19 protein-coding genes are annotated in these 20,366 nt (G+C 76.0%); 14 read left to right on the top strand and 5 right to left on the bottom strand.

The window, feature by feature from the left end; genetic code table 11:
• Positions 1-80: 80 nt before the first annotated feature.
• The gene (locus ACZ6AQ_RS08445) at positions 81-1,739 is read right to left on the bottom strand and encodes a COG1470 family protein (protein WP_468758449.1); all 1,659 of its coding nucleotides are present in this window, start codon (positions 1,737-1,739) and stop codon (positions 81-83) included.
• An 874-nt stretch (positions 1,740-2,613) separates the two neighbouring features.
• On the opposite strand from ACZ6AQ_RS08445, the gene ACZ6AQ_RS08440 reads away from it, so the two are divergent.
• The 4 genes from ACZ6AQ_RS08440 (at position 2,614) to ACZ6AQ_RS08425 (ending at position 5,314) form a co-directional block, all read left to right on the top strand.
• Positions 2,614-4,188 carry a phage tail sheath family protein gene (locus ACZ6AQ_RS08440; protein ID WP_468758448.1) on the top strand — a complete coding sequence of 525 codons (1,575 nt, stop codon included), beginning with the start codon at positions 2,614-2,616 and terminating at the stop codon, positions 4,186-4,188.
• A gap of 114 nt (positions 4,189-4,302) precedes the next feature.
• The gene (locus ACZ6AQ_RS08435; protein ID WP_388696204.1) at positions 4,303-4,746 is read left to right on the top strand and encodes a phage tail protein; all 444 of its coding nucleotides are present in this window, start codon (positions 4,303-4,305) and stop codon (positions 4,744-4,746) included.
• Entirely contained in the window at positions 4,746-5,165 is a 420-nt protein-coding gene (locus ACZ6AQ_RS08430) for a hypothetical protein (RefSeq protein ID WP_388696207.1), read from the top strand. The genes ACZ6AQ_RS08435 and ACZ6AQ_RS08430 overlap by 1 nt, the downstream gene beginning before the upstream one ends.
• A complete protein-coding gene (locus tag ACZ6AQ_RS08425; RefSeq protein WP_382505224.1) occupies positions 5,162-5,314 on the top strand; it encodes a DUF6760 family protein in 153 nt (50 codons plus the stop codon). The genes ACZ6AQ_RS08430 and ACZ6AQ_RS08425 overlap by 4 nt, the downstream gene beginning before the upstream one ends.
• A 1,052-nt stretch (positions 5,315-6,366) precedes the next feature.
• On the opposite strand, the gene ACZ6AQ_RS08420 is transcribed toward ACZ6AQ_RS08425, so the two are convergent.
• Positions 6,367-6,813: a hypothetical protein gene (locus ACZ6AQ_RS08420; RefSeq protein WP_468758446.1), complete on the bottom strand. Its 447-nt coding sequence runs from the start codon at positions 6,811-6,813 to the stop codon at positions 6,367-6,369.
• Positions 6,814-8,341: 1,528 nt separating this feature from the next.
• Between ACZ6AQ_RS08420 and ACZ6AQ_RS08415 the strand changes: the two genes are divergently transcribed.
• The 8 genes from ACZ6AQ_RS08415 (at position 8,342) to ACZ6AQ_RS08380 (ending at position 15,962) form a co-directional block, all read left to right on the top strand.
• Positions 8,342-8,497 carry a hypothetical protein gene (locus ACZ6AQ_RS08415; RefSeq protein ID WP_468758445.1) on the top strand — a complete coding sequence of 52 codons (156 nt, stop codon included), beginning with the start codon at positions 8,342-8,344 and terminating at the stop codon, positions 8,495-8,497.
• 80 nt (positions 8,498-8,577) lie between these two features.
• On the top strand, positions 8,578-9,015 hold the full coding sequence (locus ACZ6AQ_RS08410) for a phage tail protein (RefSeq protein ID WP_388696214.1): 438 nt from the start codon (positions 8,578-8,580) through the stop codon (positions 9,013-9,015).
• Between the two features lies 1 nt (position 9,016).
• Positions 9,017-9,751, top strand: coding sequence for a CIS tube protein (locus ACZ6AQ_RS08405; RefSeq protein ID WP_388696215.1), 735 nt, complete (start codon positions 9,017-9,019; stop codon positions 9,749-9,751).
• On the top strand, positions 9,748-11,562 hold the full coding sequence (locus ACZ6AQ_RS08400) for a VgrG-related protein (protein ID WP_468758443.1): 1,815 nt from the start codon (positions 9,748-9,750) through the stop codon (positions 11,560-11,562). Before ACZ6AQ_RS08405 ends, ACZ6AQ_RS08400 begins: the two co-directional genes overlap by 4 nt.
• A 67-nt stretch (positions 11,563-11,629) precedes the next feature.
• Positions 11,630-12,028: a GPW/gp25 family protein gene (locus tag ACZ6AQ_RS08395; RefSeq protein ID WP_388696221.1), complete on the top strand. Its 399-nt coding sequence runs from the start codon at positions 11,630-11,632 to the stop codon at positions 12,026-12,028.
• Positions 12,029-12,038: 10 nt separating this feature from the next.
• Positions 12,039-14,042: a putative baseplate assembly protein gene (locus ACZ6AQ_RS08390; RefSeq protein ID WP_468758441.1), complete on the top strand. Its 2,004-nt coding sequence runs from the start codon at positions 12,039-12,041 to the stop codon at positions 14,040-14,042.
• Positions 14,039-14,668, top strand: a complete 630-nt coding sequence (locus ACZ6AQ_RS08385; RefSeq protein WP_468758439.1) for a phage tail protein — start codon at positions 14,039-14,041, stop codon at positions 14,666-14,668. The genes ACZ6AQ_RS08390 and ACZ6AQ_RS08385 overlap by 4 nt, the downstream gene beginning before the upstream one ends.
• Positions 14,661-15,962 carry an NADase-type glycan-binding domain-containing protein gene (locus ACZ6AQ_RS08380; protein ID WP_468758437.1) on the top strand — a complete coding sequence of 434 codons (1,302 nt, stop codon included), beginning with the start codon at positions 14,661-14,663 and terminating at the stop codon, positions 15,960-15,962. Before ACZ6AQ_RS08385 ends, ACZ6AQ_RS08380 begins: the two co-directional genes overlap by 8 nt.
• 21 nt (positions 15,963-15,983) lie before the next feature.
• Here ACZ6AQ_RS08380 and ACZ6AQ_RS08375 read toward each other — a convergent pair whose 3' ends face one another.
• A complete protein-coding gene (locus ACZ6AQ_RS08375; protein ID WP_468758435.1) occupies positions 15,984-16,526 on the bottom strand; it encodes a hypothetical protein in 543 nt (180 codons plus the stop codon).
• Between the two features lie 215 nt (positions 16,527-16,741).
• Positions 16,742-17,146 carry a hypothetical protein gene (locus ACZ6AQ_RS08370; RefSeq protein ID WP_468758433.1) on the bottom strand — a complete coding sequence of 135 codons (405 nt, stop codon included), beginning with the start codon at positions 17,144-17,146 and terminating at the stop codon, positions 16,742-16,744.
• Positions 17,147-18,218: 1,072 nt separating this feature from the next.
• Here ACZ6AQ_RS08370 and ACZ6AQ_RS08365 point away from each other — a divergent pair.
• Both ACZ6AQ_RS08365 and ACZ6AQ_RS08360 read left to right on the top strand, forming a co-directional pair.
• Positions 18,219-18,725, top strand: coding sequence for a sortase (locus ACZ6AQ_RS08365; protein ID WP_468758432.1), 507 nt, complete (start codon positions 18,219-18,221; stop codon positions 18,723-18,725).
• 62 nt (positions 18,726-18,787) lie between these two features.
• Positions 18,788-19,387 (top strand): class F sortase, encoded by a 600-nt coding sequence (locus ACZ6AQ_RS08360; RefSeq protein WP_468758431.1) that lies wholly within the window; start codon positions 18,788-18,790, stop codon positions 19,385-19,387.
• On the opposite strand, the gene ACZ6AQ_RS08355 is transcribed toward ACZ6AQ_RS08360, so the two are convergent.
• Positions 19,290-20,066, bottom strand: coding sequence for a hypothetical protein (locus ACZ6AQ_RS08355; RefSeq protein ID WP_468758430.1), 777 nt, complete (start codon positions 20,064-20,066; stop codon positions 19,290-19,292). The genes ACZ6AQ_RS08360 and ACZ6AQ_RS08355 overlap by 98 nt on opposite strands.
• Positions 20,067-20,366: the final 300 nt, after the last annotated feature.

The following is a 20,366-nucleotide window of genomic DNA, read 5'->3' as shown; positions in this document are numbered from 1 at the left end:
CGGGGAGCGGACGTGAGGAGGGGGCCACCCGTGCGGGTGGCCCCCTCCTCCGGTCCGGGACGGGTCGCCCCGCTCCCGGATCACATCACGCTGCCGCCGCGCATCCGGTGGAGCGTCGGCCCGTCGACGACGCCGGTGGCGGGCAGGCCGACGGCCTGCTGGTACAGGCCGACGTACCGGGTGACGTTGTCGTCGTAGCGGGAGGGCTCCGTCTTCCCGGTGGTGAAGTAGGCGGTGCCCTGCCGGGCGTAGCCGCGGTCCCGCGTGAGGTCCGCGGGACTGTGCTCGCGGTTGTACGCCCACCAGAAGGCCGCCACCACCCGGGTGGTGTCCCAGCTGCTGCTGCCGGACTTCAGGTTCCCGGCCACGACTCCCTGGACCCAGAGCGAGGTGAGGGTGGCGCGGCCGAGTTCGCCCTCCTTGTCGGTCTTGAAGATCGCGGCGGAGTTCTGGTTCGTCTCCTTGCCGGTGTCGACGACGAGGTGCTGGTAGCAGGCGAGGGACGCCCGGGTCGGGCCGTCGATCACGCCGCTGGTCCAGGGCGGCCTGAGCGTGCAGCGGTTCTTGCTGCCGAGGGCCGCGAGACGTGCCTGCGCGAACGCGACGACGTCGTCCTTCGGGTATCCGGCCTTCCACGGCGGCACGGTCACGGAGGGAGCGGGCGGGGCCGGGGGCTGCGCGCCGCCCCCGCTTCCCGAACCCCCGCCGTTGGCACCGCCGTTGCCGGACCCGCCGGGAGCCGCTCCGCCGGGGGCCGGTCCGCCCCCGGCCGGCTCCCCGGTCGGTGCACCGCCCGGCAGGGCGCCCGTACCGGGGTCCCCCCCGGCGGGCGGCGGCGTCCCCCCGCCCACCGGCGGCGGGGTTCCCCCGCCGGGCTGGTTCCCGCCGGGCGTGGGGACGCCCTCCGGGGGCGGGGGCGCCGCGGGGAGCGCCGTCCCGTCGCCCTGCGGGGCGGGGCGGGGCGCGCCCGTCGCCGCGAGGTCCTTGGCCGCGCTGACGACCTTCGGGGAGAAGCCGAGCCAGAGCGCGACGAAGGCGATCACGGCGGTCATCAGGAGTCCGCCCGCCACCACCAGCCAGGTCCCGAACACGGGGCGCTGGTCGAAGGTGGCGTCGAGGTCGAGGGCCGTGTCGTCGCCCGCCCGCCGGACGGCGACGGTGAACCGGTGCGACTCCTCCGAGCCGGTCCACCGCACGGCCTGGGGCCGCACCACGAGTTCGCCGAAGGCGGCCCGGCCCGGGGCGATCTGCACGGCGTTCGGCCGTACGTCGAAGGTGAGCCGGTTCGCCTCGTCGCGCACCACCAGGGAGGCGGTCAGCGGGGTGTTGCCGAGGTTGTCCACGGCGATGCGGGCGCGCCCGCGGAAGCGGCCGAAGAGCGCGGGCGGCAGCACTTCGGCGCGCGTCTCGGTGAAGGGGGTGACGGTGAGCCGCCCCTCCACCACGTCGCGGGCGCCGGAGTTCTCCCGGGGATCGACACGGACGCCGTACGCGACGGGCCCGGCCTCCACGTCCGAGGAGCGGGGCGGGGCGAACGAGATCTCGGCGGTCCCCTCGCCGCCCGGGTAGAGGCGCAGGACGTCGGGCTCCACCCGGGACCAGCCCGCGGGCCTGCCCACCAGGGAGAGCCGGTACTCCTCGACGGTGTCGCCGGTGTTCCGCACCCGCAGGCGGGCGGAGGTCCGGGCCCCTGGCTCGACGGTCACCTCGGCCGGGTCCAGAGAGGTCCACATGGTCATGGGCGAAGGCTAGGGGCGAAGGGGCGGCGTCCGGTTGCCCGAACGTACCTGTTCGGGGGCAGCGCGGCGTGCCTCCGCGCGCTCCGGAGCGATCCGGGGGGCGGTTGCGGCCGTGACCGGGGCGTGCCCCCGGGTCGTACCTTTACACGCGCGGGCCGCGCCACCAAGGGGGTTCCCCCGCCCGGCCGTACGGCTCCGGCCGGACCGCCCCGCGAAACGGAGGCACGTGGCGGGCGTCGGCGCCGAAGCCCGTGCCCGGCCGGTGCCGGTGCCGGTGCCGGTGCCGGTGCCGGTGCCGAGGGCACGCCTACCCGCCCCGGGCGCGCGGGAACCCCCTGGACGACCGGGCGAAAGGGCACCGGGGCCTGCCCCCGGGGTTTCCCGCGCGCGCCTCCCCGCCCGCCGGCCCGCCCGGCAGTCTCGTCCTGTGGGTACGGGCCGGTCCGTACGGCCCGGTTCGCACGGGCCGGGTTCCGCGACCCGGTTCGTACGGCCCGGTTCGCGGGAACCGGTGCGTACGGGCGGTGGAGGCGGAGGCCCCCGTCGTCCCCGCACCCCGGCCCTCCCGGGCCCGGTGGTCCTCCGCGGGCGTGCGAGCGGAGGGCGGTGTCCGCGAGGGCAACCGCCACTGCCCTCGTGAGCGCCCCTTCTTCCCTGGTCGCGGCGGTGGAGTCCGGCGAGAGTCGGAAGCGTACGACCACCGGCCGGGAACGCGGGGGAGGGCAAGCGGGATGAGGGCGGCGCGCCACGGCGTCACGAGGACGGTCCGGGACGACCGCCCGGCACGGACGCCCTTTCCGGGAAACACCGCACGGCCCGGGGAAATCGTCCCGAACCCCTGAACCGCCCCTCACTTCCTAGGAGCACCACACCCATGCCCACGTACCTGTCCCCCGGCGTCTACGTCGAGGAAGTCGCCAGCGGCTCCCGCCCCATCGAGGGGGTCGGGACCTCCGTCGCCGCGTTCGTCGGGCTCGCGCCCGCCGGGCCGCTCAACGAGCCGGTCCTGGTGACCAACTGGTCCCAGTACGTGGCGGCGTTCGGGGACTTCACGGACGGGTACTACCTCGCCCACTCCGTGTACGGCTTCTTCAACAACGGGGGCAGCGCCGCGTACGTCGTGCGCGTCGGCGGCGGGGACGCCCAGGGCGCCGCACAGGCCGTCGCCGCCGACGCGCCGCGCGAGCTGGTGGCCGGCGAGGCCGTGGCGCTCGGCTCCTTCCGGGTCGCCGCCCTGACGGCCGGGACCGAGGCCGGCGGGGCGCTCACCGTCGAGGTGCAGGACGTCGAGGGCGAGACCGAGCGCTTCAAGCTGGTCGTCAAGGACGGCGAGAAGGTCGTCGAGAGCTTCGACGCCTCCGCGAAGAAGAGCGCCCGCAACTACGTCGTCACGCAGGTCAAGCAGCGTTCCAGGACCATCGTCCTGGAGGAGGCCGCGGCGGGCGGGCAGCTCACCAGGCCCGACGCGCAGGCCGTCACCCTCGCCCCGCCGGCGCAGGCCCCCGTGCCGGCCGTGGCGCAAACGGCGGGTCCCGCCGCGCTGGAGTCCGGGCAGTTCATCGGCGACTCCGCCGACCGCACCGGCTTCGGCGGTCTGGAGGCGCTGGACGAGATCAACATGGTCGCCGTGCCGGACCTGATGGCCGCCTACCAGCAGGGCCTCATCGACCTGGAGCAGGTCAAGGCCGTGCAGCTCGGCCTCATCGCGCACTGCGAGCTGATGGGCGACCGGATGGCGATCCTCGACCCGCCGCCCGCCCTGAACGCCCGCGACGTCCGCAAGTGGCGCCAGGAGGTCGCCGGTTACGACTCCCGGTACGCGGCCCTCTACTACCCGTGGATCAAGTCGTTCGACCCGGCGACCGGCCAGACCCGCACGGTTCCGCCGTCCGGCCACATGGCCGGCGTCTGGGCCCGCAACGACTCGGAGCGCGGTGTCCACAAGGCCCCCGCCAACGAGATCGTGCGCGGCGCGGTCGACCTGGAGCTCCAGATCACGCGCGGCGAGCAGGACCTGCTCAACCCGATCGGCGTGAACTGCATCCGCGCCTTCCCGGGCCGGGGCATCCGGGTGTGGGGCGCGCGCACCCTCGCGTCCGACCCGGCGTGGCGGTACCTGAACGTCCGCCGCTACTTCAACTACCTGGAGGAGTCGATCCTGGTCGGCACCCAGTGGGTCGTCTTCGAGCCCAACGACCAGTCGCTGTGGGCCCGCATCCGCCGCAACATCTCCGCGTTCCTGGTCAACGAGTGGCGCCAGGGCGCCCTGTTCGGCCAGCGCGCCGAGGACGCCTTCTACGTGAAGTGCGACGCGGAGACCAACCCGCCGGAGTCGATCGACCTCGGCCGCGTGATCTGCGAGATCGGCATCGCCCCGGTGAAGCCCGCCGAGTTCGTGGTCTTCCGCCTGGCGCAGTTCCAGGGCGGTGGCGGCGAGCTGGAGGAGTAGACCTCCGCCCCGCCGCCCCACCCGCACCCCTCCCCCGCCCCACCCCTCCGCGGAACCGTGCGGGGCCGTCGCGAGCCGGCCCCGCGGTTCCCACCCGAACAGGAGTGACCCCTCATGTCCCTCGACACCGGTGACGCCCTCACCACCCACAATTTCGGCCTGCAGATCGACGGTGTGATGGTCGAGACCCTGCAGGAGGTCAGCAGCCTCTCGATGGAGCAGGACGTCATCGAGTTCCAGCAGGTCTCGGCCGACGGCAAGCCGATCATCAAGAAGCTCCCCGGCGTGAAGAAGGCCGGCGAGTGCACGGTGACCCGTGGTGCCACGCAGTCCGCCGCCTTCACCGAGTGGATCTCGTCCTCCATCGCCGGCGACATGGGCTCGGCCCGCAAGGACGCGTCCATCATCTTCCTGGACTACCAGCTCAACGAGGTGAAGCGGTACAACCTCCGCAACGCCTGGTGCACCAAGGTGGAGCTGAGCGCGACCAAGGCCGGTGACGCGGCGGCCCTGACCGAGCAGGTCACCATCACCTTCGAAGAGCTGACGCTCGGCTGATGCGACGCGAGGGATCGGCGGGAACGCAGCAGGACCGCCCACACGAGCCGCTCCGTACGGAGTTCGAGTTCGAGCTGCCGCGCGGGTTCGTCGACGAGGCGGGCACCGTGCACCGCAACGGGGCGATGCGGCTGGCCACGGCCAGGGACGAGCTGGTCCCGCTGCGGGACATCCGGGTCCGCGAGAACCCGGCGTACCTGTCCGTGGTGCTGCTCGGCCGGGTCATCACCCGGCTGGGCACGCTCCCGTCGGTCCACGACGGGACGGTGGAGAACATGTTCGCCTCCGACCTGGCGTTCCTCCAGGACTTCTACCGGCAGATCAACGCGGAGGGCCACACCAGGGCCGCCGTCGCGTGCCCGCACTGCGAGGAGTCCTTCGAGGTCGAGCTGGCCGGGAGCCGCCTGGGGGAATCGTGACGTACGCGGCCGACCGGATCGAGGAGGAGACCGCGTACCTCGCCTTCCACTTCCACTGGGGCATGGACGCCATCCTCGACCTGGAGCACGCGGACCGGCGCCGTTACGTGGCACAGGTGGCGTCGCTGGTGGAGCGGTCGCAGGCGTAGGGCCGGGACCGGGGACGCGGTCGGGGCCCTCGGGCCGGAGCAGGGGCAGGACGGGAAGGGAGGTCGGAGACGGTGGGAATGTTCGAGAAGTGGCGGACGCGGAAGCCGCGCGGTACGGGGGCGGACGCTCCCGTGGAGGCGGGTGCTTCCCCGGGGAGCGCGGCCCCCGGGACGGCGTCCGGCGACGCGTGGCGGGCGCTGCCGCCGGTGCGGCGGGTCCTCGACGCGCCGCGCACCGTGGCGGAGCACGGCTTCGCCTCCTCCCTCGCGACCCACTGGAACCCGTCCTTCCAGAGCGACCTGGGCCACGGCACCCTCCCGGACGCCCCGGCCGGCGTCCTGCTTGACGCGGCGCGGACCGTCCGCCCGGCCGCCGGCAGCGCCGCCCCCGAACTGCCGGGACTGCGGCTGCCGGTGGCACGGTCCGTCGCCCCGGGCACGGACGCGGGACCGGACGCCGGCCCGGACCCGGCCGGCGGGGCCGGAGGGCCGCGCGCGGTCCGGGGCGGGACCGCCGCTCCGGTACGGGGTGACGGCCCGGTGCGCGCGGGGGGCTCCTCCGGCGCGTCCCCGTCCGTCCAGCGTGCCGCCGCGTCCGGGAGCGCTCCGGCCCGTCTCCCGGTGACCCCCGCGCGGGGGGCCGTGGCGGGAACTCCCGGCCCCACCGGCGGAAGGCCCGCACGGCGTTCGCCGCTGGTCTCCGCCCCGCCCGTCCGGGCATCGCGCCTCCTGACCCCGGCGGGCGCTCCCCGCCCCGCCCTCCCGGCGCCCTCGCCCGCACCCGCGGCCGGGGGGACGCCCACGGCCGCACGGCCCGCCGTCGCACCGGAACCCCCGGCCGCCGAACGGCCCCAGATCGTCCCGGGCCCCGACTCCCCCGCGGGGCCCGGGACTTCCGGCGGCACGCCGGGCGCTCCGGTCCAGCGGCGCCCCGCCGTGCGCCGTTCGCGGCGCGCCCCCGGAGCGGACTGGAGCACGACGGCCTCCGCGCCCCAGGCACCCGCGCCGGGCCCGGCACCTGCACCGCCGGCCGTTCCGGTCGCGCCTGCGCGTCACGCCGCCCCGGCCCCCCGGACCGACCCGGCGGACCGGAAGGCCCCGGCCCCCACCGCGTCCCCGGCCGCGTCCGCGCGCCCGGCGGCCGGGAACACCGCGCCCGCGCCGGCGAAGTCTCCGTCGTCCCCGGCCGCCCGGCCGGCTCCGGCCGTCCAGAGGAAGCCGGGTCCGGAGCCCGTCGCTCCTTCCGCATCCGGGTCCCCGGCGTCTCCGCAGACCCCGAAGAGGCCGGCGTCCGCCACTCCGCCCGTGACCCCGTCGGTTCCGGGGAGCCCGGCGTCCGCCACTCCGCCCGTGGCTCCGACGGCGCCGAAGAGCCCGGCGTCCGTCATCCCGCCCGTGGCTCCGAAGAGTCCGGCCCCCACCCCTTCGCCCCTGTCCCCGTCGGCACCGAAGAGCGCGGCGCCCGCCGCCCCGCCCGTGTCCCCGACGCCTTCGGACACTTCCGTGCGCCCGGCGGGGCGGGCCCCGCAGGCGGCTCCGTCCGCCGGGACGAACCCGGCGCCCGGCGCCGCTCCCGTACGCCCGGCCGTCCAGAAGAGCCCGGCACCCGCCTCGGCGCACCCGGCTCCCGGGACCCCGCCGACGGGCCCGTCCGCGCACCCGAGCCCGGCGCCCGGCGCGCCTCCCGCACACCCGACGGCCTCCGCGCATCCGATGGTCCGGACCGCGAAGACGGCCCCGCCCCGCCGCACCGGCCCGGCGACCGGCGCCGCCCCCGCGCATCCGTCCGTCCAGCCGCTCCGGGAGAACCCGGCCGCCCCACAGGCTCCGCACGCCCCGGCCGCCCCTGCCCCGTCCCCGGCCACCCCGACGGCCTCTGCGCCGTCCCCGGCCACCCCGTCCCCCGCCCGGCCCGGACTCGGCGCCCCCGTGCGGCGCACCACAGGCGACGTACCGGCGGCGCGAACGAACCCCGTGCCGCGGCGCTCCCCGATCGGGGCGCCCCTCACGCGGCCGGCCACGGCCCCCGGTCCCGCCGGGGCCGCCCCCGTCCAGCGCGCCACGGTCTCCCCGGCGACACCGCCTCCGTCCACCCCGGCCGCGTCCCCGACCGTCCCCGTACCGCCTCCGTCCACCCCTGCCGCGCCTCCGACCGTCCCCGTACCGCCTCCGTCCACCCCTGCCGCGCCTCCGGCCGCCCCCGTACCGCCCGCGCCCGCCCCGGCCGCACCGCGCTCCCCCGGCACCGGCCCCCTCCCGGGCCCGGTCCAGCGGTCCTCCCGGGCCGCCGCGCCCGGCGCCCCCGGAGCGGGCCTTCCGGAGGCGTCGCGCACGCCCGTTCCCGCCCCGTCCCGGCCGGCGCCCGCCGCACCGCGCGCCGGGGAACCCTCCCGCGCCTCCGGCCAGGAGCCGGCCCCGGCGCCCGGACGCCGGTCCCCGGGCGGTTCCACGGCGCCCGCCGGGCTCTCCGTCCCCCTGGTCACCCCCGCCGGCCTCCCCCGCTCCTCCACTCCCCCGGTCCAGCGGCGTGTCTCGCTCCCGCTGGCCACCGGCCGCCCGCTGACCCCGCGTCTCCCGGACGCCCCGGGCCTCCCGGGCGCTCCCGCCCCCGCGAACACGGCTCCCGGCCCCCGCGCCCCGCACCGCTCCGCGCCCCTCGCCGCCCCGGCCCCGGCTCCCCTCACCGCTCCCGCTCCCCGCGCCGCTTCCGGCGCTCCCACCGCGCCCCGGCCCGTCGTCCCCCTCTCCCCGCGCACGCCCGCACCCGCCGTCCAGCGCGCCGTCCCCTCCTCCCCGGCCCCCCGGCCCGTCGTCCCCCTCTCCGCGCCCGCCCCCGCCGGGCCGGTCGCGCGGCCGGTGGTCGTACAGCGCCGGAACGACCCCGAGACCGCGCCCACGCCGGCACCTGCCCCCGCCCCCGCCCCGCTCCAGCGGACGGCGTCCCGGCGGCCCCCGGCCGCTCCCGGCGCCCCCTCCGCCCCGACCGACCCCACTCCCGTCGCCCGCACCGCGTCTGCACCGCCCTCGGTGCAGCGCGATGCGGAAGCCGCTCCCGACACAGCGTCGCCCACGCAGCTCGACGAGCTGGCCCGTCGCCTGGTCACTCCCCTCTCGCGGCTCCTGCGCGCCGAACTCCGCGCCGACCGCGAGCGGGTGGGCCGCCTCCGGGACCACGGTCACTGACCGCCGGAACCCGGCCCGCCCGTCCGTCCCGGCCCTCCGCCCCGTCCCTTCCCGCACCGCCGACCCGAGAGAACCGCCTCATGCCCACCCAGCCGGACCCCGCGTCCACCGTCTTCTTCAAGCTCACGATCGACGGCCAGGACCTCGGCCTGTTCAACGGCTGTGACGGCCTCTCCTCCGAGGTGGAGGTGGAGCAGCGCCGGGAGGGCGGCAACAACGGCTTCGTCTGGCAGCTCCCGACCCGTGTCACCTTCTCCACGATCCGCCTCTCCCGCCCCCTCACCGCCGACACCGCCAAGGTCGCCACCTGGATCTCGTCGCTCGCGACCGGGATCACCCGCCCGACGGCGCAGATCGCGGCCCTGCGCGCGGACGGGTCGACGGTCGCCCAGTGGGGCCTGGTCGAGGTGCTGCCGGTCCGCTGGACGGGGCCGACGCTCGACCCGGCCAGTCCGGCGGTGGCCACCGAGACGCTGGAGATCGCGCACCACGGCTTCACCGACGCGGGAGGCGCCTGAGATGGCTCCCCTCATGGGCGTGGCCCGCGGTCTCTCGCGCGCCTCGCTCTCCATCCACCAGCCGCCGACGGACCTCGGCGGTTCCATGGGCGGCCGGATCGGGGAGGTGAAGTTCCAGTTCAACCCGGAACAGCTCCAGTTGAGCCGGTCCGCGAAGTGGCACACCGAACCGGCCGTCGCGTACACCCGCGGCGCGCCGCCGAAGTTCACCGGCAGCGAGCCGGCCCGGCTCCAGCTCGACGTGTTCCTGGACCGGTCCGACGACCCCTCCTCGAACGACGTGCAGCAGCAGGTCGAACTCCTGCTGTCCTGCTGCGAGGTGACCCGGCAGAGCATCGACGCGAAGGCGCCGTCGCCGCCGTGGGTGGAGTTCTCCTGGGGGTCGTTCTCGACCGTGCAGTTCGTCGCGTACGTGACCTCGGTCTCCGCGACGTACACCCTCTTCAGCCCCAGTGGCATACCGATCCGCGCCGCCTGCTCGCTCTCCCTCACCGAGGTCGCCACCGCGACCAAGAAGCAGAACCCGACCTCCGGCGCGCTCTCGGCGCGCCGCGCGCACCGCACGGTCGCCGGGGACTCGCTCGCCTCCCTCGCCTGGCGGGAGTACGGCGACGCGACCCGGTGGCGGGCCATCGCCGAGGCCAACGGCATCGACGACCCGATGCGGCTGCGCCCCGGCACGGAACTGCTGCTCCCGTCCACCACCGACATGCCGGAGACCCAGGGCGCCCCATGAGCGAGAAGACCTTCACCACCGTCCTCCACGTGCAGCTCGACGGCACGCCGCTGCCGGACCCGCTCGCGGTCCGGCTCACCGAGGGCTGGGTGGACGCCAGCGTCAACGTCCCGTCCGCGTTCCAGCTGACGTTCAGCGACAAGGACGGCACCCTCACCGAGAAGTTCCCGTACCTCAAGGTCGGGGCGATGGCGGTGCTCTCGCCGTTCACCGACGGGCGGCTCGGCGAGCCCATGCTGACCGGGGAGGTCACGGCCGTCGAGGTGGACGCGGCGCCGGGCCACGGCCGGTACCTGATCCTGCGCGGTTACGACCCGGGCCACCGGCTGCTGCGCAACCGGCGCGTCGAGGGCTACCCGAACATGACGGCCTCCGACATCGTGCGGAGGCTCGCCGGGCTCAACCGCATCCCGATCGGCAAGGTCGACGCCACGCCGACCGTGTACGAGCTGGCGACCCAGCCGAACATCACGGACTGGGACTTCCTGTCCCGGCTCGCGCGGGAGAACGACGTCCGGCTGTCCCTGGACCCGGCGGGTCGGCTCGTCTTCGCCGCGCTGCCGCCGGCCTCCACCGCGCCCTCCGACACCACGCCGGCCGCCGCCAGCCCGTACGTCCTGGACTTCGGGTCCAACACGCTGCACAGCCGGGTGTCGGTGACCGCCGCCGGGCAGGTCGGGAAGGTCGACGTGCGGGGCTGGGACCCGCGCACCAAGCAGGCGCTGACCGCGCCGACGCCGGCCGCGACGAGCCGGGACATCGTCTCCGACATCACCCCGGCGCAGCTGTCCGCGCTCTTCGGCGCGTCCGAACTCGCCGCCACGGGAACGCCGTTCACGACCCAGTCGGAGGTGAGCCAGGCGGCCGCGGCGCTCGCCGACGACGTCACCGGCTCGTTCGCGGAGGTGGAGGTCGCCGTCACGGGCAACCCGGCGCTGAAGCCGGGGCAGCCGGTGGCCGTGAAGGGCGCGGGTTTCCCCTTCGAGGGCCGGTACACCGCGACCGGGGTGCGTCATGTCTTCGCCTCCGGGCGGCAGTTCACCACCTGGCTGACCGTGTCGGGCCGGCAGTTCCGCTCGCTGTACGGGACGGCCTCGGGCGGCGGCGAACCGGCGCCGCCCATGCCGGGCGTGGCGGTCGCGCTGGTCACCAACACCAAGGACCCCCTCTCCCTCGGCCGGGTCCGGCTGCGCTTCCCGTGGCTGTCGGCGACGTACGAGAGCGGCTGGTGCCGGGTGGCGCAGCTCGGCGGGCGCGGGGGCGGCGGGCTGGTCCTGCCGGAGGTGGACGACGAGGTGCTGTGCGCCTTCGACCGGGGCTCCCTGGAGCACCCGTACGTCCTGGCCGGGCTCTACAACGGCATCGACCGGCACACCCCGGCCACCGACCGGGTCCCGCCCGTCGATCCGACGAGCGGGCGGGTGCAGTGGCGTGCCCTGACGTCCCGCACCGGCCACACGGTGGAGCTGCGCGAGGAGGGCGGCCGGACGCGCGCCTCGCACGGCATCCGGCTGCGCACCTCGAAGGGGGGCCTGAGCGTCGAGCTGAACGAGGCCCGCACCACCCTGACCATCGACAGCGACGGCACGGTCACCATCACGGGCGCCCGGGGCGTCACGGTCGAGTCGGGGACGGACCTGAAGCTCTCGGCGGTGGGCCGGATCGAGCTGAGCGCGGGGCTGGGCGTGGACATCAAGGCGGGGGCGAAGTTCAAGGTGTCGGCGGTGACCCAGGCAGTCGTCAACGCCCCGTCCTTCGTCACCTCGACCGTCCCGATGCCCAACCCGGTCGTGGCGAACCTGCCGTTCTGACCGGCCGTTCCCGCCCCGCCGTTCCGCACGTCCCTTCCGATCCCGACCCTCCGAGGAGGACCTTCCCTTGAGTGAGCACTTCGTCGGCGCGGGCTGGGCCTTCCCGCTGCGCACCGGGCCGAGCGGTTCCATCGCCCTGGTCCGGCGCGACCGCGAGATCGAGGAGTCGATGCGGCTGGTGCTGGCCACGGCACCGGGCGAGCGGCCGATGCGCCCCGAATTCGGCTGCGCGGTGCACGAGCTGGTGTTCGCTCCGGTCAACGACACGACGATGGGGCGCATCCGGTACGCGGTGATGAGTTCGCTCGACCGCTGGGAGCCGCGCATCGAGGTGGAGGACGTCGTGGTCGCCCCCGCCCCCGGGGAGCCGACCACCCTGTACATCGACGTCCGTTACCGGGTGCGCGGCGCCAACAACCCGCGCAACCTCGTCTTCCCCTTCTACGTCATCCCCTCCGAGGACTGAAAGAGCCGCCATGGCCCTGCCCGCACCCCATCTCGACGACCGGCGCTTCCAGCAGTTCGTCGACGACGCCAAGCGCTACATCCAGCAGGCGTGTCCCGAGTGGACCGACCACAACGTCTCGGACCCGGGGGTCACCCTGGTCGAGGCCGTCGCGCACATGGCGGACCAGCTCGTCTACCGCCTGAACCGGGTCCCGGAGAAGAACCACCTGGCCTTCCTCGACCTGCTCGGCGTGACGCTCTTCCCGCCGGCCGCCGCCCGCGCCGACATCACGTTCCGGCTCTCGGCGCCGCAGTCGGAGCCGGTGCTGCTGCCCGCCGGCACGGAGGTGTCGACCGGGCGCACGGAGACGGAGGAGGCGGTCGTCTTCGCGACCACCGCCGATCTGACCGTGGTGCCCTGCACGCTGACGCACCTGCTGCGCCAGGAGGCCGGGGGCGCGCCCGAGGACCGCTTCCCGGCTCTGGAGGGCGGTGAGGACGTACCGGCCTTCTCGCCGCTGCCGCGCGTCGGCGACCTGCTCCTCCTGGGGCTCTCGGCGGCCGTGCCGGACTGCGTGCTCGTGCTCGACCTGGACAGCCGGGTGGACGGCGTCGGCGTGGATCCGCGCAGGCCGCCGCTGGTGTGGGAGGCGTGGTCGGCGGCCGACGGCTGGACCGCGTGCGAGGTCGACGAGGACACGACGGGCGGGCTCAACCGGCCGGGCGAGGTGGTGCTGCACATGCCGTCCGGGCACGCGCTCTCGCGGCTCGGCGGGCACGAGGCGGGCTGGGTGCGCTGCCGGGTGGTGGAGCCGGCGGAGGGGCTGCCGTCGTACAGCGAGTCGCCGACGGTACGGGCGGCGGGGGCGTTCACCATCGGCGGCACGGTCCGCGCGGCGCACGCCGAGACGGTGCGGAACGAGCTCCTGGGCGAGTCGGAGGGGGTGCCGGGGCAGCGGGTGCGGCTCGCGCACGCCCCGGTCGTGGACCGGCCGCCGCTGCTGCTCCAGGTCGCGGAGCGCGGGGACGGCGGCGACGGCGGCGACGGGCAGGACACGGAAGACGCGGAGTCCGGCTGGTCGGAGTGGACCGCCGTCCACGACTTCGCGTCCTCGCGCCCCGGCGACCGGCACTTCACCCTGGACGCGACGACCGGCGAGATCGCCTTCGGGCCGAGCGTGCGCCAACCGGACGGGACGATGCGGCAGTTCGGGGCCGTACCGCCGAAGGGGGCGGCGATCCGCGCGGCCCGCTACGGCACCGGGGGCGGCCGGGCGGGCAACGTGGCCCGCTCCACCATCAGCGTGCTGCGCAGCTCCATCCCGTACATCGCGCGGGTCGAGAACCGCGAGGCGGCGCGGGGCGGGGTGGACGGGGAGACCGTCGAGGAGGCCAAGACCCGCGCGCCCGTCACCCTGCGGGCGCAGGAGCGGGCCGTGACCGCGCGCGACTACGAGGAGCTGGCCCGGCGGGCGGCGCCGGAGGCCGCGCGGATCGCCTGTCTGGCGGCGGACGCGGCCGAGGCGGGCGAGAACGCGGTCCGGGTCCTGGTGGTGCCGCAGGCGGTGCCGGACCGGGGCGGGCGGCTGCGGTTCGAGCAGCTCGTCCCGGGCGAGGAGCTGCTGTCCCGGGTGACCGGTTTCCTGGACGAGCGGCGCCCGCTGGGCACCCGGCTCGCCGTGGGGCCGCCGTTCTACCAGGGGGTGACGGTGGTGGCGACGCTGCACGCGTTCCGGGCGGCGGAGGTGGAGCGGGTGCGGGCCGAGGCCCTGGACGTGCTGTACGCGTACCTGGACCCGCTGACGGGCGGGGCGCACGGCGAGGGGTGGCCGTTCGGGCGCCCGCTGCGGGCCGGTGAGGTCTTCGCGGCGCTCCAGCGGGTGCCGGGGGTGGAGCTGGTGGACGAGGTGCTGCTGCACCCGGCCGATCCGCTGACGGGGCGGCGGGGCGAGACGACGGACCGGATCGAACTGGCGCCGTCGGCCCTGCTCTTCCCCTTCGACCACCGCGTCCGTGTGATCGAGGCCCGGTGAGCGGCGCCGCGGAAAGCCCGGGGAGCGGTTCCGCGCGGCGTGCGGCGGGCCGTTCCGCGCGGGGCACGGTCCCGGGCCTCGCGACCCCGTACCCGCTGGGGGCGGCGCTGCCCGCCGTCTACGCGGAGGACGACTTCGGGCAGCGGTTCGTGTCCGGCCTGGACGTCGTCCTCGCGCCGCTCTTCAACGTCCTGGACTCGCTGGAGGCGTACTTCTCCCCCGCGCTCGCCCCCGCCGACTTCGTGGACTACCTGGCGACCTGGGTCGGCGCGGAGCTGGAGGGCACCGAGCCGCTCGCGCTGCGCCGGCACGCGGTCGCCTCCGCCGTGGCGCTGCACCGGGTGCGCGGCACCCGCCAGGGGCTCGCGGCGGCGGTCCGCCTCGCCTTCGGCGTTCCGCCGGAGATCACCGAGAGCGGCGGGGCGAGCTGGTCCGCCCGTCCGCTCGGCCCGTTCCCCGGAGAGCCCGTGGCCGGGCTGCACGTCGTCCTGCGGACCGCCGACCCGGCCTCCGTCGATCCGCAGCGGCTGCGCGCGGTCGTGGCCGCCGCCCGCCCCGCGCACCTGCCGTTCACGGTCGCGGTGACCACTTCCCGTACGCCCGAAGGAGTTCGACCCCATGAGTGACACGCCCTCGTCCCGCCCCTGCCCGGACTGCGCGAGTCCGGTGCGCGCGGAGAGCCAGTCGTTCTGCGACAGCTGCGGGGCGTTCCTGCGCTGGGACGCCCCGGCCGGGACGCCCCGCGAGGAGCCGGCGCCCGCCCGCCCGTCGGCGGCCCCGGTGGCGGCCCCGGCAGACACCGCGGCGGCCCCGGGGAACGACCCGGCGGACACCGCGGCGGCGGGCTCCGGGACCGGCCCGGAGGCCGGCCCCGAGGAGGTCACCACGCCCCTGCCCGTGGTGGACCCGACGGCGGAGCCTCCGGTACGGGAGACGGGCCGGGGCCCCGGGGAGGAGCGGGCTCCGGAGACGGCGGCGCCCGCCCCCTCCGCGTCCCCCGCGCCCGCCCCGGCCTCTCCGGCCTCCGCGCCCGCCCCGGCCTCCTCGCCCTCCGCGTCCTCCGCGTCCTCCGCGTCCTCCTCCGACACGGTGGCCCGTTCGCTCCTGGTCCCGGTCCCGGGAGACCGTCCCCGGGACCCGGCGGTCGCGGCCCCGGTGCTCCCGGCGCGCCCGGAGGCGGCGCGCCCGGTCACACGGGGGGCGGGGGCGGTGGCCCCGGTCCAGGGCGGCACCCCGTGCCCGGCCTGCTCGCTCGCGAACACGCCCGGCCGTCACTTCTGCCGTTTCTGCGCGACGCCGATGGTCCCCGAGCGGCTCTCCACGGCCGAGGGCCCGTACGCGGGGCGGCGCCCCGGTCTCGCCCGCGACCGGAGCCGCTGGGTCGTCCGGGCCCTGATCGCCACCGGGATCGCCGCCGTGGTGGTCGGCGGCTTGTTCGGCGGCCCGCCGGCCGCCCGCGCGGTGCAGGACCACTTCGCCACCCGGGTCCCGGTCCACCCCGTCTCCTGGACGGCTTCCCACGCGGCGCCGGGGCAGGACCCGAAACTGGCGGGCGACGGCTACTCCAACACCTGGTGGGGAACGGGGTACGCGGGCGACTCGGCGGGCCAGTACCTGGAGGCGGCGTTCGCGGAGCCGACCGACCTGCTGAGCCTCCTGATCACCCCGGGCAGCTCGAAGAACACCACCCAGGCGGACGGCCAGGCGACCCCGCGCACCTTCGAGCTCGTGGTCAAGGACGCGTCGGGCGAGGTCCACGTCTCCCAGCACCTCATCAACGACGGCGGCACCCAGCGCGTCGACCTCCGCGTCCGTGACGCCCTCTCGGTCCGTCTGGTCCTCCGCACCGCCTGGCGGGCCGACCCGCGCAAGCAGGTGGCCGTCGCGGAGCTGGAGTTCTTCGGCAGGTCGGTCTCCTGAGGCGGGGCGGGGGCGGGGGCGTCACTTCCAGACGGCGACCGGATCGCCCTTGCGGGAGCCGGGCACCCACTCGACGCGGGTGGGGCCCGCCCCGCCCTCGTCGGTGAGGTAGATGGCGCACGACGTGTAGCTCTTGCCCTTCGGGGCGCTGTCGAAGTCCTTCGTGTCCGTGTCGTCGGCGCGGCACGCCTCGAACTCCGGCGCCGACTCCATGGTGACCTTGCCGTCCGCGCCGACGGTCGGAGTGGGGAAGCCGGGCCGGATGCTCAGGGAGGTGAGCCGCCGCTTGTCGCTCCGGACGTCGAGGTCGGGCCACTCGGTGGCCCCGTCCGCGGTCTTGGTGACGCGGTAGTGGACGTAGTACGGCGTCCGGCCGGCGTACCGCTCGGGGTTCTGCAGGACCGACAGGTCGTCGGCGCCGCCCCGCTCCACCTTCAGGACGGTCACTTCGAGGTTCTCACCGGTGGCCTTCCCGCCGTACGAGAGTTCCTGCCCGGAGGAGCAGGCGGTGAGGACGGCGGCGGAGAGGGCGATCAGGGCGGCGTGCTTCGGTCGGATGTTCAAGGGGTGTCCCATGGGTGAGGTGGGGTCCGGCTCCCGGCCGGGCGGGCGCGGGGGCCTGCCCTTCCGGTCACGGTCGGAGCCGGACGACGACGGTGGCGGCGGTGACGGCGCCGGGGTGGGTCCGCGCCCGTCGGGGCGGACGGCGGTGGTCCGGGACCGTTCCGGCATGTCGCCCGGCGGTGGAGCCGCCGGGGGACCGCCGGACCCGGTCCGGTTCACAGCCCGAAGTGCTCCCGCGTCGACGGCGCCCTGTACAGCGCCGTCCCCGCGCCCAGTACGACCGCGGCGGCCGCGAACCCGCCCATCTGCAGGCGCCGGTCGGGGGAACCCGGGTCCCACATGAACAGCCCCCTGCCCACGGCCGGCACCGAAAGGCCCAGGAGCGGGGTGCGCCCGAAGGGGGCCGGGGGCGGCCCGAAATCGGCTCGGGCGAGCGATCCGGTCCCCCCGGCGAGGACGGTCGGGCCGAACAGGAGCCCCACACAGCAGAGGAACAGGCCGACGACGCCGCCGATGCTCCGGTTCTCTCCGGGCGGGGCGTCCTGCATCCACACCCACGTGGTGTACACGAGGAAGAGCATCCCGCCCGTCACCACCGTGCCGACCAGCAGGGCGTGCACGATGAACGCGAGGGCCGGAAGCGGGCTCCGTACCCGAGGCGCCCGGCGGGCGGGGGCTCCGTCGCCGTGAACCGGGGCGCCGGGACCGTGAGGGCTGCGGGGAACGGGACTGGTCACGGAGTTCTCCTCTGCCGGGAAACACTCGTCGCCGATCGGGGCCGGCGTGTCGCGCGCCGGGTTCCCGGCGAAGCCTCGCGGCACGGCCCCGACACGACATCCCCCACTCTGCCCCGGGCCCCTGCACAGCCGGTGAAATCCTGCTGAAGGCGCGGGCCCGTCCGGCGGCGGGCCGCCCTCTCGCACCGCAGAGCCCGCGCGCCGCCGGTACGGACACCGGGACGGGCGGCTCAGCTGTTGAAGAAGCGCTCGACGGCCCGGAGACTCGACACGCCGGCCAGGGAACCGAGGTGGGCCTGGCGGAGAACCGTTGGTGACGGCGCCGGCGAGCGGGGTGCCGGCAGAGGGAAGGATGACGCCGTCACGGGAGAGGCACCGGGTGGCGTACGTGGGGCCGGACGCCGGCGGCGGCGAGGACCGCTGCACGTACGCGGCCGCGCCGGTCGCATGGGACCGCGCCCAGTCGTACGCGGAGGCGAACAGGCCGCCCGCCTCCGCGAAGGCCCACGCGGCGGCGTCCGCCCCGGCACCGCGACCACCGCGGCTCTCGTCATCCGGCTCCGCGTGCGGTCACCCGGACAGGTCCTGATCACGAGCACCGGGACGGAGGGATCCGTCCGGACGGCCCAGGTCCGGTCCGGTGGATCAGGGCCGGGGGAACGGATCAGGACCGGGTGAACGGATCAGGGCCGGGGGAACGGATCAGGACCGGGGGCCCTCACCCGTTCGCCCCTCGGACACGGATGCTTCCGGCACGGCGGTCCCACTGCCGTGACCTGCGGTGACGGTGGCGCGGACGGCAACCGGGCGGCCGACCGGGCGACATCCCCGGGCACCGCCCATGTTGCGGTGACCCACCACGGGCCTTTCCCTCGTGCTCGGAGCACAGCACAGGAGCCGCGCGGACGAGCCGGGCGGGAATCGCTCCGCCCATCGCTCCGCCCGAGGAGAAACCATGCGTCTCGCCCGTACCGGTGCCACGGCCGCCCTGATCGCCGGCGCCCTGGTCCTGCCCGCCTCCACCGCCGTGGCCGCCGAGGGCGGTGGCTCCGCGTCGGGGGACGTTCGCGTCGCCCCGGGGACGGCGTCCCCCGGCGGCACCGTCACCGTCAGCACGACGGCTTGCGGCAAGGAGACGTACGGCAAGGGCGAGTCCGCGGCGGGCGGCACGTTCCACCTGCTCCCGGGCGACCGGAAGGGCGTCCTGACGGGTGAGTTCCGGCTGCCGCAGGACGCCTCCTCCGGTACGGACACCGTGACGCTCAAGTGCCCGCCCCGGAAGAAGGTGACCGCCACGTACCGGATCTCCGGCCGCCCGAAGGGCGCCGTCGACGCCGGCTTCGGCGGGACCGCGGGCAAGGGAAGCGAGTCCGGTCCCGGCTGGCTCCTGGCGGGCGCGGCCGTCGCGGCCGGAGCGTTCGGGATGCGCCGGCGCGTCGCGGGCGCGGGGAACCGGTCCTGACGCGGACCGGCGGCCGGCGCCCGCGGTACGTCCCGCTGCCGGTCTGGGCCGCGCTCGCCGGGGTGCTGCTGCTCGTCGACACGACGACCGGCCACGACGCCCCGCCACCCGCCGCGCAGGCCCCGCCGCGGGAGGCGCGGGCCGCCGGGGCGGACGTCCCGGACCGCTCCGGTTCCGCGGCCGAGCCGCTCCCCGCGTCGGACCCGGTACGGGTCCGCATCCCGCTCATCGGGGTCGACGCCCGGCTGATGCGCCTCGAACTGGACGAGGAGGGGAGGCTGGAGCCGCCCCCGCCGAACCTCCCGGCCTTCGCCGGCTGGTACGCCCGGGGGATCCCGCCCGGCTCGGCGGGGACGGCCGTCCTGACGGGCCACCTGGACACCCCCGCCGGCCCCGCCGTCTTCCACCGGCTCGGGACCCTGACGCGGGGCGCCGGGATCGCCGTCGAACGCGCGGACGGCAGCACGGCCCTCTTCACGGTCGACGCGGTGGAGGAACACGCCAAGGACCGCTTCCCCGACGACAAGGTCTACGGCGGCTCCGGCGCCCCGGAGCTGCGGCTGATCACCTGCGGCGGCGACTGGTCCGACGACACCGGCTACCGGGCCAACACGGTCGTCTACGCCACGCTGACCGGCGCGGACCGAGCCCGCGTGGACTGAACCCGTGCGGACCGAGCCCGCGTGGCGCGGCTCGGCCGGCAGGGAGGACGGCGTCGGGGAGCGGGGGCAGCAGCGTGCCGAGCAGGACGGAGGTGGCGTCGGAACCGGCGGGCGTGGACGAGCAGTGGGCGAGGATGCGGCTGAGCGTCAGCCCGTCGGCGTTGGCCCAAACCGCCTGGCTGTAATGGCGGCGGTTGTCGTTCAGATGGCCCAGGACCGCTTGCGGCACGTTTCCGCCGCGTACGTAGAAACCGAGGGACGCGACGTAGGTGCGGCTGCCGGACTTCACCGTCGAACCGAACAGCCCGCAGACGGCCGAGGCTCCACCGGCGTCCCCGGCCATGTCGGGTGCGACGGAAGTCGTGCCCGCCCTGCCGAAGTTGACCACGTCCGAGGTCATCGTCAGGCGCAGCCCGGCGAGGCTGCCACGGGCGGCGGTGCCGGACCAGGCGTCGACGGAGATCAGCTTGTCGGCGGCGCCGAAGGTGTGGGACACGTGCCGCTGCGTGCCGGAGCCGCCGGTGTCGCCGCAGCGGAAGGCGCGGCCCGGGAAGACGACCTGGATGCTGCGGATTCCGGCCTCGTCGTACCAGACGTCGGTCTTGGTCGTGTAGGGCGAGTCGGCGCCGCCGGGTGGCAGGAACCAGACGGCCCGGTGGAAGCCGGCGTCGCTGTACACGGGGCCGTACGCCGTTCGGCTCCACGATGGACTGTCCGGCGAGGGGCCTTCCGAGCCGGGAGGCGCCGAAGGGGACCTGGGCCGGGACGTCCCGGGCGGAGGGTGGATCAGGGGAGTGGGACCGGCCGCCGTCCTGTCGTGGACGGGATCTGACGACGGGTGTGGGACGACCGGTTCGTACCGCCTCCCGCCGGGTGGCAGGGAGGTCCCGGGACCTGGCCGTGCCCGGCCCACGGGCACGAACAGGACAGGACGGCCGGAACCTGTCTTCTTGATGTCCTGAGGAGTGTGGCGTCCGGC

Source organism: Streptomyces sp. NPDC041191 (assembly GCF_055591945.1).
The sequence above is the reverse complement of the archived record's forward strand: the minus strand, read 5'-3'. Positions and strand labels throughout refer to the sequence as shown.